The sequence below is a fragment of the Devosia submarina genome (assembly GCF_003056345.1).
GTDB lineage: Bacteria > Pseudomonadota > Alphaproteobacteria > Rhizobiales > Devosiaceae > Devosia > Devosia submarina.
In genome coordinates, this window is record NZ_PYWB01000027.1 from 1 (window position 1) to 2,321 (window position 2,321).

The 2,321-nt window shown below is 56.1% G+C and carries 3 protein-coding genes; 2 read left to right on the forward strand and 1 reads right to left on the reverse strand.

The features are described 5' to 3' along the window. Nucleotides 1–421: LysR family transcriptional regulator (locus tag DDE77_RS19200; RefSeq protein WP_157959972.1), on the reverse strand; the 421-nt coding region annotated here is incomplete at its 3' end. A 159-nt stretch (nucleotides 422–580) separates the two neighbouring features. Between DDE77_RS19200 and DDE77_RS19205 the strand changes: the two genes are divergently transcribed. Beyond that, on the forward strand, nucleotides 581–1,300 hold the full coding sequence (locus tag DDE77_RS19205) for a hypothetical protein (RefSeq protein ID WP_108399095.1): 720 nt from the start codon (nucleotides 581–583) through the stop codon (nucleotides 1,298–1,300). A gap of 163 nt (nucleotides 1,301–1,463) precedes the next feature. Further along, entirely contained in the window at nucleotides 1,464–1,703 is a 240-nt protein-coding gene (locus tag DDE77_RS19210; protein WP_157959973.1) for a hypothetical protein, read from the forward strand. Nucleotides 1,704–2,321 lie beyond the last annotated feature (618 nt).

Below are 2,321 nucleotides of genomic sequence, written 5' to 3' on the forward strand. Positions count from 1 at the left end.
ATTCACCATCTCGTAACCCGGCAAGAAGCTCGGAGGTTGACGCAACGATCAATTCGATTTCGGCTTGCGGCAATCGCGTACGAGTACGCTCCATAGCTGCCGAAATCCTGTTGTGGCCAATCGTTTCTCCGACACCGACAGAGATTGGCACCCGCTCCAAGCGCATATGACGGACCGCCTCTGCCTTCGCCTGTCGCGTCTCATCGTGAACCTTCTGCAACCTTGGCTGCATGAGTTTTCCGAGGGCCGTAAGCCTGCATCCCGCACGATCCCTGACAAACAGGTCACCTCCGAGCTCGTCTTCAAGTTTCTTGATCGCAGTCGTCAAGGAAGGTTGGGAGACATTGGAGGCACTGGCTGCGTGGGTGAAGTTTCGGTGCTCGCAAACAGCGAGAAAATACCTGATTTGGTTCATTTCCATCGCCGCATTCTCCGTCACATCTCAGTTCAGGCCGTCAAAAAACTTCCATAGGCCATGTCTATCAAAGGATAGAATTTCGGAATTGGAGGCCGACGCATCCGGCATGGGACAAGAGTGCATCGAAACCAAACACGATGCACTTCAAATCAGGAGGCGACCGTGAAAACGCAAATCCTTCAGACATTCGCCGCACTGGCTCTGATCACAACTTCTGCAACTGCACAGGACAACCCGATGGAAAATCATACTGCCAGCTACATCGCCATGCCCGCTGCCGAAGGCCAAACCGGAGCCTTTGCGGAGTTTCTGGCTGGTGCCGCACCTATCGTGCGAGAAACAGAGCCGGGCACTGTACTTTGGTTTGCTCTGCAAGCCGACGATACGCTCGCAATCTTTGACATCTTTGCAGATGAAGAAGCACGCGACGCTCACTTCTCAGGGGCGGTTGCTGCGGCTTTGAACCAAAACGCCGGCACGCTGGTCGACGGAGGATGGGACGACGGTGTTGTCGCGAATATCAACAACTCCGATGTCCTGTCGGTAAAGGCGCCGGTTGATCTCTACACGGCAACGACCGCAACTTACATCAAGTTCGAAGCTGCTCCAGGTAAAGGCCCCGAATTGGCAACCTTGCTGACCGCCGCCGGCCCCATCGTCGCAGAAACTGAACCCAAGACATTGTTCTGGGCGGCGCTTCAGATTGACGAGAACAACTTCGCCATCTTCGACATCTTTGCCGACAACTCTGGCCGCGAAGCGCACTTTGCCGGACAAGTCGCCGGACTCCTGAATGAAAAGGCTTCAGAATTGATCTCAGGCGGATGGGACGACGGTGTGGTGGCAAACATCCACAATTTCGAAATCCTCGCTACCAAGTAATCTCGAGGTGACTTGAGAAAGAAGTGCCCGGTGCAACCCATCGGGCGCTTTGCTGTTTGAATTTAGATTCACGCCAAAGCGGCCGTGCCGGAGCTGGCAAGCGAAGCTCGCACTCGCCTCCGGCTTTGAAAGGGCGGCTATCGGCGGGAACATGTCAGCGCCTTTGACCAACGAGATCGCGGACGACGCGATCTACATCAAGGGCAGCAAAAACACCCTGTTGAAGACGCCGGTAGCCACCAAAGGAGGGAAGTCGGCGAGAATCGGCGTTCCCGATTTTTACCAAGTGGCGGACCGGGTGGGGTTCGAACATATACGCCGGAGTAATCGGCTTGCGCTTGGCTACGCCGTGAGCAATGTCGGCTTTCGGGACGCCGCAAGCGGCAGTCGAACGGCCGGATAGGAGGCGCATTGTGGTCGAAGTACAGTAGCCTGCTGAACGGCCGCTTTCCCGGCTTGGGCCCCAGAAGCGGTCGGCAGCTTGCCACCCCAAATAAGCCATTCATAAGAAGAGGAACAACATGTTTGCCGGAGGCGGAACGTCATGAAAGTGCCCAAAAACCGGGGATTTAAACGTTACATGCACGACTGATGATGTGCCCTGACCTTCGAGCGGTTGTGTCCCAGCCAGGCGCAATGATCTGAATGACTTAAGGTCGGGGCGACCTATCGGTCAGCGTCGGAAAACTAGCCCATCTCTGTCAATCCAAGGTCACGGAAAGCTTCTCGAAAGCCGTCGTTCCAAGCCTCGAAGTAAGTCGCTACTCAGCACCCGGACGGCAGCCCAGCTGAAACGTGCCGGAAAGCTCAATATTGATCGAAACGTATCCCTGGTTCCTGCCGTCGAAACGATTGGCGCAGCAACCGAGCAAACCATCGCATTGGCGTACGTGTGGCTAGACAGGTCTCAGGGCGCTGGCCCGCCCAAGGGGCTCCGAACCGGTGAGGCGGAGGTTTCAGGGCCGAATCTCTGCCTCTATTGGCTTTCCGCCAATGGTGGATCAGCGCGGTGCTGCTCCGG